Below are 12,284 nucleotides of genomic sequence, written 5' to 3' on the forward strand. Positions count from 1 at the left end.
AGCGATCAACCTAGTAGTAACAGCGGGACACGACGAACATCTTGCGGGTCAGGCGGACAAAACCCGCCCGCCATGACGGCGGGCGGGTTCAGCGGGACTTGCCGAGCCGGACGGAATTTACATGTTTTCGATCATGACCTGGCCAAAGCCCGAGCACGACACCTGGGTCGCACCTTCCAGCAGGCGGGCAAAATCGTACGTCACCTTCTTGGACAGGATGGATTTCTCCATGCTGGAGATGATCAGGTCGGCCGCTTCGGTCCAGCCCATGTGGCGCAGCATCATTTCCGCCGACAGGATTTCGGAACCCGGGTTCACGTAGTCCTTGCCGGCGTACTTGGGCGCCGTACCGTGGGTGGCTTCGAACATGGCGACCGAATCCGACAGGTTGGCGCCCGGCGCGATGCCGATGCCGCCCACTTGCGCGGCCAGCGCGTCGGAAATGTAGTCGCCGTTCAGGTTCAGCGTCGCGATCACGTCGTATTCGGCCGGGCGCAGCAGGATCTGCTGCAGGAAGGCGTCGGCGATCACGTCCTTGACGATGATCTCGCGGCCGGTCCTCGGGTTCTTGAACTTGCACCACGGGCCGCCGTCGATCAGTTGGGCGCCGAATTCCTTTTGCAGCAATTCGTAGCCCCAATCACGGAAACCTCCTTCCGTGAATTTCATGATGTTGCCCTTGTGCACCAGCGTCAGCGACGTGCGGTCGTTGTCGATGACGTACTGGGCGGCCTTGCGCACCAGGCGCTCGGTGCCTTCGCGCGACACCGGCTTGATGCCGATGGAGGACGTGTTCGGGAAACGGATCTTCTTCACGCCAAGCTTGGTCTGCAGGAACTGGATCAGTTCCTTGGCCTGCTCGCTTTCGGCCATGTATTCGATACCGGCATAGATGTCTTCCGAGTTCTCGCGGAAGATCACCATGTTGGTCTTCTCGGGTTCACGCACCGGGGACGGCACGCCCTTGAAGTACGCCACCGGGCGCAGGCAGACGTACAGGTCCAGTTGCTGGCGCAACGCCACGTTCAGCGAACGGATGCCGCCGCCGACCGGGGTCGTCAGCGGGCCCTTGATGGACACCACGTAGTCTTTGACGACTTCCAGGGTTTCATCGGGAAGCCAGACGTCCGGGCCGTAGACCTTGGTGGCCTTTTCGCCGGCATAGACTTCCATCCAGTGGATCTTGCGCTTGCCGCCATAGGCTTTCTGCACGGCCGCGTCCACGACCTTGATCATGACGGGGGTGATATCTGCGCCCGTGCCGTCGCCTTCAATGAAGGGAACGATGGGCTGTTCAGGCACATTCAGCGAGAAATCGGCGTTGACCGTGATTTTCTGGCCGCCAGCGGGAACCTTGATATGTTGGTAGGACATGAATGCTCCATTTGCTCCGGGTGGTTTTTCTGCACGCGCCGCATCGGAAAGCGTCCGATTCCGCGGGGAGACCGACCTCGCGAACCGCACACAGGATGGCGGATACCGATCAATTCTATATCGCAAAGGGCCCGCCGGGCCCCACCCCTTCCCGAGCAATGAAAAAAAGCCCCCGCAGGCGCGCTTTTTTGCCTGCGAGCGGCCGAGCGGTAAAATACCCGTCTTCCCCCCGTATTCCGCCCCCTCGCAGATGTTCAATCCCTCCCGCGACCAAGTTCGCGAATTCTTTATCGATACCTGGCGCAAGCACCGCGCAAACGAGGTGCTGACGCCGCTTGAGGCCATGGCCCTGGACTGGATCATCGAGCATCCCGAATACCACGGCGACCTCGAAAGCCCGGATGCCATGACCATGGAGTACGCCGTGGAGAAGGGGCGCACTAATCCCTTCCTGCATCTGTCCATGCACCTGGCGATCGCCGAGCAATTGTCCATCGACCATCCGCCGGGCATCCGCCGCGCTTACCAGCAGCTGACCGCGCGCTCCGACGCGCACCAGGCCGCGCACGAAATCATGGAATGCCTGGGACAGGTGGTATGGGAAGCGCAGCGCCTGGGCACGCCCATGGACAGCGACACGTACATCGACCTGATCCGCCGCCGCGCCAGCCTCTGAAGAAGCCGCCGGCCCCATGAAAAAAACCCTCGGAAAGCCCCGAGGGTTTTTTGTTGGCCGAGTCCGGCTGAGCCTACTTGCGCACGCCCAGGTCGCTGGGCAGGGACGCCAGCCAGGCCGACACGTTCGAGATGTCCTGGTCGGACAACTGCGTGGCGAAAGCGCCCATGATGGGGTTCTTGCGCACGTTGGCCGTGGCCGCGCTGCCGGAAGCGCCGCGCTTGTAGGCCTTCAGGGCGTGAGCCAGGTAGTCGGCGTGCTGGCCGGCCAGCGTCGGGTAGGCCGGGTCCACCGCCGTCTTGGCGTCGGCGCCATGGCAGGACGCGCAATTGAATTTGTCGAAAACGGCCTTCCCGGCCGCCAGATCCTGCGCCTGGGCGGCGGTGCCCGCGATGGCCAGGGTCGCGCCCGCAAGGGCAAGCATGGTGCGGTTCATGGTTTTGCCCCTTATTTGAGATTCGAGTAGTACGCGGCCAGGTCGGCGATGTCCTGGTCGGACAGGCTGCCGGCAATGGCGTCCATCGTGGGATGGCTGCGCGCGCCTTTCTTGTACTCGTTAAGGGCGGTCTCGATGTATTTGGCGTTCTGGCCAGCAATCATCGGCACGTGATAAAGCTCGGGAAAGGTCGCCTTGTAGCCTTCGATGCCGTGGCAGCCGATGCACATGGAAACTTTGTCGCGGGCGTTCTGGATGTTGCCGACAGGCGCTGCGTCAGCAGCAACAGCCTGGCCGGCGATCGCACAGGATGCCATCGCGGCCAACACGGAAACCGTGCACTTCAGAGAGGTTCGCAACTTCATTGGAATGGCTCTTCTTGGTATGGCTTAAGGACTAGGGCCTGCATCACACGAAAAGGCCCCCTGCAAACACGTTGCGGGTCGAACCCAACTGCAAAACCGCCTGATTGTACGATAATTGCTCAGGATTAATACCTTACGATGGTATTGATCACCGTCAATCCTCGGAAGCCATCAGACAATGTCCGCAGCCCAATCCGCCTCTTCGACCTCGCCCGCCCGCTTCAACGGAACCGACAGCTACGTCGCCACCGATGACCTGAAGCTGGCCGTCAACGCCGCCCTGACCCTGCAGCGGCCGCTGCTGATCAAGGGGGAACCCGGCACGGGCAAGACCATGCTGGCGGAAGAAGTGGCGCGGGCGCTGGGACGGCCATTGCTGCAATGGCACATCAAGTCCACGACCAAGGCACATCAGGGCCTGTACGAATACGATGCGGTGTCGCGCCTGCGAGACTCGCAGCTGGGCGACGAAAAAGTCCGCGACATCCGTAACTACATCGTGCAGGGTACCCTGTGGCAGGCCTTCCAGGCCGATGAACCCGTGGTGCTGCTGATCGACGAGATCGACAAAGCCGACATTGAATTTCCCAATGACCTGCTGCGCGAATTGGACCGCATGGAATTCCATGTGTACGAAACGCGCGAGACCATCGCCGCGCGCCACCGCCCGCTCGTCATCATCACGTCCAACAACGAGAAAGACCTGCCGGACGCCTTCCTGCGCCGCTGCTTCTTCCACTACATCCGCTTCCCCGACCGCGAGACCATGCGCGACATCGTGGCCGTGCACTACCCGCACCTGAAGCAGGATGTGCTGCGTGCCGCGCTGGACACGTTCTTCGCGCTGCGCGACGCGCCGGGCCTGAAGAAAAAGCCGTCCACCTCCGAATTGCTGGACTGGCTGCGCCTGCTGCTGGCCGAAGACGCCAGCGCCGCCGAGATCGACGCCCACACCGCCACCGCCGTGCCGCTGATGGCCGGCGCGCTCTTGAAAAACGAGCAAGACGTGCACCTGCTGGAACGCCTCGCGGCCATGACCCGCGGCGGCCAGCGCCGGTGATCTTGCAGCGACTGGCGGCCCGCACATGCTGATCGATTTCTTCTATCACCTCCGGGCGCACAAGCTGCCCGTCTCGGTCAAGGAATACCTGACCCTCGTGGACGCATTGCGCCAGGACCTGATGGCGCCCACGCTGGACGAGTTCTACTTCCTGGCGCGCGCCACGCTCGTCAAGGACGAGTCGCTCTACGATCGCTTCGACAAGGCTTTCGGCGCCTACTACAAGGGCATCGAAGCCGCCTTGCCAGCCGGCAAAGAGATTCCCCTGGACTGGCTGATCAAGCAGTTCGAGAAGAGCCTGTCGCCCGAAGAAAAGGCCGCGATCGAAAAACACGGCTGGGACAAGCTGATGGAGCTCTTCAAGGAACGCATGGAAGAGCAGAAAGAGCGCCACGCGGGCGGCAGCAAATGGATCGGCACCGGCGGCACCTCGCCGTTCGGCAACGGCGGCTATCACCCCGAGGGCATCCGCGTGGGCGGCGCCTCGGCGGGCAACCGCTCGGCGGTCAAAGTCTGGGACATGCGGCAGTTCAAGGACTACGACGATCAGGTCGAACTGGGCACGCGCAACTTCAAGGTGGCGCTACGCAGACTACGCCGCTTCGCGCGCCAAGGGGCCGAGCTGGAGCTGGACCTGGACGACACCATCGCCAGCACCGCGCGCAACGCCGGCCATCTGGACCTGCGCATGGTGCCCGAACGCCACAACACCGTGAAAGTGCTGATGTTGCTGGACGTGGGCGGCAGCATGGACGACCACATCGGCCGCGTGGAAGAACTGTTCTCGGCGGCGCGCAGCGAATTCCGCAATCTGGAAGTCTATTATTTCCACAACTGCCCCTACGAAAGCCTGTGGCAAAGCAACCGCCGGCGCCAGAACGAACGTTTCGACACCTGGGACGTGCTGCGCAAGTACAACCCGGACTGGCGCCTGATCATCGTTGGCGACGCCACCATGAGCCCCTACGAAATCCTGCAACCCGGCGGCTCTGTCGAACACTACAACAAGGAACCCGGCGCGCAATGGATGCGGCGGCTACTGGACGCCTGGCCCAAATCGGTCTGGCTGAACCCCGAACCCACGGCCTCCTGGCAATACCGGCAATCCATCGCGCTGATGCGCGACATCATGCAAGACCGCATGTACCCGGTCACCGTCGCCGGGCTTGAACAGGCCATGCGCGTCCTGTCCAAGTAGGCACCGGGTAGCGCGGCAGGCGCGGCTCAAGAACGCGGGCCCGGTCCGCGCCAGATCCGCGCCAGGTCCGCGCCAGATCCATGCCCGATCCGCGCGCAAGCCATCGAATCAGTCTTCAGCCCTCAGCCGTCCACCGGCTGTTCGGGCGTATCCAGCGTCAGCTGATAAAACGCCAGATCCAGCCAGCGTCCGAACTTGAAGCCGGCTTCCTTGATGGTGCCGGAGTGTTTGAAGCCCAGCTTCTCGTGCAGGCGAATGCTGCCCTCGTTCGAGGCGTCTATGCCGCCGACCAGCACGTGCACCTGGTTGGCGCGCGCCCGTTCAATCAGCACGCGCATCATGGCCTCGCCCAGGCCCATCCCCCGGAACCGCCCGTCCACGTAGACCGAGTGCTCTACCGAGTACTTGAACGCGGGCCAGGCACGGAACGTGCCATAGCTGGCGAACGCCATCAGTTCGCCCGCCGCGTTTTCGAACCCGACCACCGGAAAGCCCCCCTGCTGCTTGGCCTGGAACCAGCCTAGCATCGCTTCGCGCGGCCGCGGCTTGTAGTCGTACAGCGCGGTAGACGTCGCAATGGCGTCGTTGAAGATGGCGAGTATCTGATCCGCATGACGTTCATGCGTACAGTCGACCAGGATGGCGCCGTCTGGCGCGAGGGAGTCAGCGGTCAAATTCATGACGAAGGATTGTACGCCCCCACGCTTCACCCACTCCGTGGGTTCGCTGCCCCCAAGGGGGCTGTTTTTCCTTGGGGCGGCCCGGCGGAAAAACGGCCCCGGGGTGCCAAAAAAAACCGGCGAATTCGCCGGTTCAGTGAGTTGCTGCCGCTTCTGGCCACTCTCAGGCGGCGCGGCTCTCCACAGATCGATGGGCGGCGGACGCGCGACGCAAGCCGGGACACTGGCGCCACGACAGTTCGTCGGCGTCCATGTCCAGGTCAAACAGGTCGTTGGCGGCCGGCCAGGGATGGTGGCGCGCCGCGGCGCCTTCCATTTCCAGCACATGTCCGGCAAACCCGCGGGGCGAACCTCCGCACTCCGCGAAATACCGTTGAGTGCTCAGGTCCACCACATAGGTGGTCATGTCATGCGTCAATATGGCCACGAATTGGCCGTCATCACTGGCATAGGCGTACTGGAATTGCCCTTTGATCCCGTCACCGCTCAAGGCGTTGCCGGTCAATTGGGACAAGGCACGCGTGACGATCTCGGTCAGCATGGGTCGTTCCTCCGAAAAATGCGCCGGCAGGATGCCGGCAGCGAAGGCGCGAACGACAAGCACCGGCACCGCGCTCGCGGCGGCGTCTGGCGTTGGACGGGAAGCCGGTAGACGGCTGTCGCGCATCCCGTCGGCAACAGCTACTACATGCGTCAAAGCTTACACCCGCGCGGCCAGCCACCCAAATTTGCCTTGTGCGCTAACGATGTTGCATCGCAGCACCCTATGCCGATGCGGTTTTCGGGCGATTATGCGGCGGCGACCGGCGTTCCGCCTGGGTCTGTGTCACCGTTTTGATGGCTGCGCCACTGTTCCCGGTCCATGCGGTACAGCACATGCCGACGCAGCGGATGGCCTTGCGGAACGGCGGGATGATCGAAAGGCTCGGCGTCCTGCCGCATGCCCAGGCGGGCCATCACCGCCCGCGACCGCTGGTTGCCCACGGCGGTAAACGCGACGATCTCCGCCAGCCCAACCTGCTCGAATCCCACGCGCAACGCAGCCCACGCCGCCTCGCTGGCGTAGCCGCGCCCCCAGAACGGCCAGGCCAGGCGCCAGCCGATCTCGACGCCCGGGGCGAACGGCAACGCCGGCGGCATCGGTTTGATGCCCACGAATCCCACGAAAGGCGCCACGCCAGGCGCCTCTACCGCCCAGAGGCCCCAACCATGCTCGTCGATCCCTGCCGCCAGCCTGCTGGCCAGCGCATCGCTTTCCGGCGCGGTGAGCGGCATCAGGAATTCCGTGACGCGCGGGTCCGCGTTCATCTCGGCAAACGGCTTGCGGTCATCGGCGCGCCATTGCCGCAACACCAGGCGCGGCGTTTCTACTTCCAGCGATAAAGACATATCTGATTTCCTTGCCGTACGGCGGCAGGCGCTGCAGGAGCGGCCCTTGAACCATTGCCAACGTATACACTCCAACGGATTCTGCCATGCCAAAGGAATTGTCTGCCATGCGCCTGTCCCTATCGAAGCTGCCGCGCCCGCTGGGTGTGCTGCTGTTTTCCTCCTTCCTGGCCTTCCAGGCCGGGGCCGCCAGCCTTCCGGCCGGCGTCTCGGAGGCCGCCTCGATTGAAGGCATCACCGAATACCGATTGGCCAATGGCCTGAGAGTGCTGCTGGTTCCCGATGAGTCCAAGCCCTCGACCACGGTCAACATGACCTACCTGGTGGGCTCGCGCAACGAAAACTACGGCCAGACCGGCATGGCGCACCTGCTTGAACACATGCTGTTCAAAGGCACGTCCACCACCCGCAACGCCATGGGCGAGTTCTCGCGCCGCGGCCTGCAAGCCAACGGCTCGACCTCCAGCGACCGCACCAACTATTTCGCCAGCTTCGCCGCCAACCCCGACACCCTCAAGTGGTATCTGGGCTGGCAAGCCGACGCCATGGTCAATTCCCTGATCGCCCGGGAAGACCTGGATTCGGAAATGACCGTGGTGCGCAATGAAATGGAAAGCGGCGAAAACAGCCCATCCCGCATCCTGATGCAGAAGATGCAGGCCGCCGCGTACCAATGGCACAGCTATGGCAAGAACACCATCGGCGCCCGCTCCGACGTGGAAAACGTGGACATCGGGCAACTGCGCGCCTTCTACCACGAGTATTACCAGCCCGATAACGCCGTGCTGATCGTGGCCGGCAAGTTCGACCCGCAGACCACGCTGGCCGACATCGAGGCCACGCTGGGCAAGCTGCCCAAGCCTGACCGCAAGCTCCCGCCCGAATACACCGTCGAACCGGTGCAGGATGGCGAACGCTCGGTGACGCTGCGCCGCACCGGCGGCACCCCGCTGGTGGCCGCGATGTACCACATCCCCGCCGCCGGCAGCCCCGATTTCGTCCCGCTGGACCTGGCCACCGTCATCCTGTCCGACACGCCGTCGGGCCGCCTGTACCACGCGCTGGTCGCCACCAAGCTGGCCTCTGGCGTGTTCGGCTTCACCATGGAAAACCGCGATCCGGGCCTGGCGATGTTCGGCGCGCAATTGCCGCCGGGCAAGAGTCTGGACACCGCCGTGAAGGCCCTGACCAGCACCCTGGAAACGCTGGCCAAAAAGCCGTTCACGCAGCAGGAATTGGACCGCGCCCGCAGCAAATGGCTGACGGCATGGGAACAAACCTATAGCGATCCCGAGCAAGTCGGCGTGGCCCTGTCCGAAGCCATCGCCGCGGGCGACTGGCGCCTGTTCTTCCTGCAGCGCGATCGCGCCCGCAAGGCCTCGCTGGCCGAAGTCCAGCAAGCCGCCGTCACGTACCTGGTGCAAAGCAACCGCATCGAAGGCCGCTATATCCCCACGGAAAAGCCCCTGCGCGCTCCGCAGTTGCAGCGCGAGGACCTGACCGCCGTATTCAAGGACTACAAGGGCGATCCGGACTTCAAGGCCGCTTCCGCGTTTGATCCCACCCCGGGCAACATCGACAAGCTGACCCAGCGCAAAAAGCTGGACCTGCCCAACGGCCCGGTCCAGTTGGCCCTGTTGCCCAAGGCCACCCGCGGCAACCGGGTGCAGGCCCAGATGCTGATCCAGTTCGGCAACGAAAAAGACCTGCTCGGCCAGCGCGTGAACTCCAGCGCCGTGGCCGACCTGCTGACCCGTGGCACGCCGAAGCTGTCGCGCCAGGACATCCAGGACCGCCTGGACAAGCTGCAGGCCGAACTCGGCTTCAGCGGCGGCGGCACCACCCTCAAGGTCGCCATGTCGACCAAAGGCGAGAACCTGCCCGAACTGACCGCGCTGGCGCTTGAAATCGTGCGCAACGCCAACTTCCCGAAAGAGCAGCTGGACGAATACCAACGCCAGCTTGAAACCTCGATCCAGAACGCCATGACCGAGCCTTCGGCGCTGGCCGGCCGCGCGTTGGCCCGCCAGGATAATCCGTGGCCTGCCAACGACCTGCGCTACGTGCCCACGTTCGAAGAATCGCTTGCCAGCGTGCGTGGCCTGAACCGCGACGCCCTGGTGAAGTTCCACGCCAAGTTCTACGGCGCGGGCAAGATCGAGTATTCGGCCGTCGGTGACTTCGAGCCGGAAGCCGTGGAAAAGGCCATCAAGGCCGGCCTGGCCGGCTGGAAGAAGGCGCCCGCCTATACCCGGGTCGCCAATCCGTACCGCGACATCCCCGCCAAGCAATTCGACATCGACACGCCCGACAAGGCCAACGCGTTCTACATCTCGCGCATGCCGCTGAAGTTGCAGGACACGGATGCCGATTACGCGTCCCTGTACCTGGCCAACTACTTGTTCGGCGCGTCCGAAACCTCGCGCCTGTGGAATCGCGTGCGCGAAACCGAGGGCCTGTCCTACAACGTGCGCAGCTCGCTGTCGGTGTCCTCGTTCGAACCCAGCGCCAGCTGGACCATGTACGCCATCTATGCGCCCCAGAACCGCGAACGCCTGGAAAAAGCCATCAACGAAGAGCTTGCCCGTGTCTTGAAAGACGGTTTCTCAGAGAAGGAAATCTCGGACGGCATCAACGCCCTGCTGAACTACCGCAACCTGGCCCGCGCGCAAGACGACATCCTGGCGGGCACGTGGCTGGACTACCTGCAACGCGGCCGCACGTTTGAATGGTCGGCCGAGATGGACAAGAAGATCTCGGCGCTGACGCCCGACGCGGTCAATGCGGCGCTCCGCAAATACCTGCGTGCGGACGGCTTCAGCACCGCGGTCGCCGGCGACTTCAAGAAGAAAGCCGCGCCCTGACGCCTGCGCGCGCCCCATCCGCCCCTGCCTCGGCAGGGGCTTTTTTTTGCATGATGAAACGTCGCCGCTTCCGCGCCCCGGCCTTCGATTCGGCAAAACCATGCCACCAACGGGGAAATTTATGCATAACCGATCGATTACTCGGTTATTTGGAAAGATGTTTTCAGGGAATACGGGTTTATCCCAGGTGGGATAACGCGCAGAATTCAGTCATCGGGAAACGAAACGAACCACGACGGAGGGCCGCCGGATTCGGTCCCCACTTGAAAACGATTGGAGGTCTACCATGAAAACCCTAACCACCACCCTGTTGCTATCCCTGGCCCTGGTTGGCGTCGGCGCCCAAGCCGCCGGCGTTGAACAAGGCAAGACCCGCGACCAGGTCGCGACCGAGCTGCAGCAAGCCAAGGCCACCGGCCAATACACCTTCGGTGAGCTGGACTATCCGCCCGCCTTGCCGCAAGCCGCCAGCCTGAGCTCGCAAGACGTGCAAGCCCAATTGCAACAAGCCAAGATCAGCGGCCAATACACGTTCGGCGAACTCGAATACCCGCCCGTCGTCGCCGCACCGGCCGCCGTCAAGACGCGCGCCGAAGTCCAGCAGGAATTGGCCCAAGCCAAGGCCAGCGGTCAATACACGTTCGGCGAACTGGAATATCCGCCGATCACCCGGTGAGCTGCTTGCTGTAGCCCGGCCGGCCTCAGGCGGCATCATGGCTTGGGGCCGGTTTTTTCGGATACAGCGGCAACCGCAGTAGTAGCTGTTGAAGTACTGGAAGTTGCTGTTGAAGTACTGGAAGTTGCTGTTGAAGTTCGAAGTCGAAACTGAAGTCGATGTAGAAGTTGCAGTTGCAGTAAAGAGGTGCAGTTGCAGTAAAGAGGTGCAGTTGCAGTAAAGCAGTTGCTGTCGTAGTAAAGAAGTTGCAGTAGCAGTGAGGCCGCGGCGAATGCCGCGGCCTTTTTCATTGCGGGACGCGGCCCTATCGGCGGCGCTTGCGAAGCCGACCCGCGCCAATGAAAACACCCCGCAGCCGGATAGCGGTTCCGGTCTGCGGGGTGCATGGGTCAACGTTGGCGGCCAGGGCCGCCTGGCGCGATCTAGCTGAAGAATTCCTTCACGCGGTCCGTCCAGGACTTGCTTTGCGGCGAGTGGCGGTCGCCCCCGTCGTTCAGCGACGTCTCGAATTGGCGCAGGATGCTCTTCTGGTCTTCGCTCAGGCGAACCGGCGTTTCCACGACGACGTGGCAGTACAGATCACCCGGATAACTGCCCCGCACGCCGCGGATGCCCTTGCCGCGCAGGCGGAAGGTCTTGCCGGACTGCGTGCCTTCGGGAATCGAGATCTCGGCCTTGCCGCCCAGCGTGGGCACCTGAAGCTCGCCGCCCAATGCCGCCGTGGTGAACGGGATGGTCAGTTCGCAGTGCAGATCGTCGCCGTCGCGCTGGAAGATCTTGTGCTGCTTGATGTGGATTTCCACATACAAGTCGCCCGGAGGGCCGCCATTGATGCCCGGCTCGCCATTGCCGCTGGAGCGGATGCGCATGCCGTCGTCGATGCCGGCCGGAATCTTGACCTGCAAGGTCTTGTTGCGGCGGATGCGGCCCACGCCATCGCAGGACGGGCACGGGTCGGTAATTTCCTTGCCGTTGCCGTGGCAAGTGGGGCAAGTCTGCTGCACGCTGAAGAAACCTTGCTGCATGCGCACGGCGCCCGAACCGCCGCAGGTGCGGCAGGTCTTGGGCGAAGTGCCGGCCTTGGCGCCAGAGCCGTGGCAGGTATCGCAGTTTTCCCAGCTGGGCACGCGGATTTCGGTATCGAAGCCGGCCGCGGCCTGTTCCAACGTGATTTCCAGCGCGTACTTCAGGTCGGCGCCGCGGTACACCTGCGGGCCGCCGCCGCGACGGCCACCGCCGCCGGCACCGCCGAAAATTTCGCCAAAGATATCGCCAAAGGCGTCGGCGAAGCCGCCGCCCATGCCCGCTCCCCCCATGCCGGCGGAGTTCGGATCGACGCCCGCATGGCCATAGCGGTCATACGCGGCGCGCTTCTGTTCGTCACCCAGGACCTCGTAGGCTTCCTTGGCTTCCTTGAACTTCTCTTCGGCTTCTTTGCTGTCCGGATTGCGGTCCGGGTGGTACTTCATGGCCAGCTTTCGATAGGCCTTCTTGAGTTCGTCGTCCGCGGCGTTTTTCGCTACGCCCAGGACTTCGTAATAGTCGCGTTTTGCCATGATCCGTGGG

General features: G+C 63.2%; 12 protein-coding genes. 5 read left to right on the forward strand and 7 right to left on the reverse strand.

The features are described from left to right. Window positions 1–117: 117 nt before the first annotated feature. Window positions 118–1,374 (reverse strand): NADP-dependent isocitrate dehydrogenase, encoded by a 1,257-nt coding sequence (icd, locus tag CQ050_RS02880; RefSeq protein ID WP_050447222.1) that lies wholly within the window; start codon window positions 1,372–1,374, stop codon window positions 118–120. A gap of 250 nt (window positions 1,375–1,624) precedes the next feature. On the opposite strand from icd, the gene CQ050_RS02885 reads away from it, so the two are divergent. Next, complete coding sequence (locus tag CQ050_RS02885; RefSeq protein WP_006223558.1) at window positions 1,625–2,050, forward strand: DUF1841 family protein; 426 nt, start codon at window positions 1,625–1,627, stop codon at window positions 2,048–2,050. A gap of 73 nt (window positions 2,051–2,123) precedes the next feature. Here CQ050_RS02885 and CQ050_RS02890 read toward each other — a convergent pair whose 3' ends face one another. Further along, a complete protein-coding gene (locus CQ050_RS02890; RefSeq protein ID WP_105555309.1) occupies window positions 2,124–2,486 on the reverse strand; it encodes a cytochrome c in 363 nt (120 codons plus the stop codon). An 11-nt stretch (window positions 2,487–2,497) separates the two neighbouring features. Beyond that, window positions 2,498–2,851, reverse strand: a complete 354-nt coding sequence (locus CQ050_RS02895) for a cytochrome c (RefSeq protein WP_006217806.1) — start codon at window positions 2,849–2,851, stop codon at window positions 2,498–2,500. Between the two features lie 178 nt (window positions 2,852–3,029). Here CQ050_RS02895 and CQ050_RS02900 point away from each other — a divergent pair, with 178 nt between their 5' ends. Both CQ050_RS02900 and CQ050_RS02905 read left to right on the forward strand, forming a co-directional pair. Further along, window positions 3,030–3,911: a MoxR family ATPase gene (locus CQ050_RS02900; RefSeq protein WP_105555310.1), complete on the forward strand. Its 882-nt coding sequence runs from the start codon at window positions 3,030–3,032 to the stop codon at window positions 3,909–3,911. A gap of 25 nt (window positions 3,912–3,936) precedes the next feature. Beyond that, a complete protein-coding gene (locus CQ050_RS02905) occupies window positions 3,937–5,109 on the forward strand; it encodes a VWA domain-containing protein (RefSeq protein ID WP_105555311.1) in 1,173 nt (390 codons plus the stop codon). A gap of 122 nt (window positions 5,110–5,231) precedes the next feature. On the opposite strand, the gene CQ050_RS02910 is transcribed toward CQ050_RS02905, so the two are convergent. From CQ050_RS02910 to CQ050_RS02920, 3 genes are all read right to left on the reverse strand, one after another. Beyond that, the gene (locus CQ050_RS02910; RefSeq protein WP_105555312.1) at window positions 5,232–5,789 is read right to left on the reverse strand and encodes a GNAT family N-acetyltransferase; all 558 of its coding nucleotides are present in this window, start codon (window positions 5,787–5,789) and stop codon (window positions 5,232–5,234) included. A gap of 163 nt (window positions 5,790–5,952) precedes the next feature. After that, a complete protein-coding gene (locus tag CQ050_RS02915; protein WP_105555572.1) occupies window positions 5,953–6,330 on the reverse strand; it encodes a hypothetical protein in 378 nt (125 codons plus the stop codon). A 248-nt stretch (window positions 6,331–6,578) separates the two neighbouring features. Further along, entirely contained in the window at window positions 6,579–7,178 is a 600-nt protein-coding gene (locus tag CQ050_RS02920; RefSeq protein ID WP_105555313.1) for a GNAT family N-acetyltransferase, read from the reverse strand. 107 nt (window positions 7,179–7,285) lie between these two features. Between CQ050_RS02920 and CQ050_RS02925 the strand changes: the two genes are divergently transcribed. Together CQ050_RS02925 and CQ050_RS02930 are read left to right on the forward strand one after the other, a co-directional pair. Further along, the gene (locus CQ050_RS02925) at window positions 7,286–10,042 is read left to right on the forward strand and encodes a pitrilysin family protein (RefSeq protein ID WP_105555573.1); all 2,757 of its coding nucleotides are present in this window, start codon (window positions 7,286–7,288) and stop codon (window positions 10,040–10,042) included. A 286-nt stretch (window positions 10,043–10,328) separates the two neighbouring features. Continuing rightward, window positions 10,329–10,718 carry a DUF4148 domain-containing protein gene (locus CQ050_RS02930; RefSeq protein ID WP_105555314.1) on the forward strand — a complete coding sequence of 130 codons (390 nt, stop codon included), beginning with the start codon at window positions 10,329–10,331 and terminating at the stop codon, window positions 10,716–10,718. A 422-nt stretch (window positions 10,719–11,140) separates the two neighbouring features. Here the strand turns inward: CQ050_RS02930 and dnaJ are convergent, their stop codons facing one another. Further along, a complete protein-coding gene (dnaJ, locus tag CQ050_RS02935; protein ID WP_105555315.1) occupies window positions 11,141–12,274 on the reverse strand; it encodes a molecular chaperone DnaJ in 1,134 nt (377 codons plus the stop codon). Window positions 12,275–12,284: the final 10 nt, after the last annotated feature.

The organism is Achromobacter sp. MYb9 (assembly GCF_002975275.1).
Classification (GTDB): domain Bacteria; phylum Pseudomonadota; class Gammaproteobacteria; order Burkholderiales; family Burkholderiaceae_B; genus Achromobacter.